Here is a 245-nt window from a genome sequence, read left to right on the forward strand (position 1 = left end):
CTGACGAGCAACACAACTCCAGCCGGATCAGATGTCCAATGCCCGTTCACTTCATCAAGAGGCTCCAGCTCGTCGCGTAACGGACTTCCCAGATGGCTCAGTGCCTGATCGGGATCGTCTGTGAACAGTTCTAGCCACACATCAACCTGACTTTGTTTCTCAACACGATCAATCCATAAGGTCATGTCTCCGAAGATAAAGCCGACGCTGGCCTTCAGCTCTTTTTTGACCGGTAGTCCTACTTT

The 245-nt window shown here is 51.0% G+C and carries 1 protein-coding gene; it reads right to left on the minus strand.

What is annotated here, in order from left to right; translation table 11 throughout:
• On the minus strand, positions 1–245 hold a 245-nt coding region (locus tag HBA93_RS22760; protein WP_221724745.1), incomplete at both ends, for a hypothetical protein.

This window comes from Ochrobactrum sp. SFR4 (assembly GCF_019730395.1).
In the GTDB taxonomy this organism is placed as follows: Bacteria; Pseudomonadota; Alphaproteobacteria; order Rhizobiales; family Rhizobiaceae; genus Pseudochrobactrum.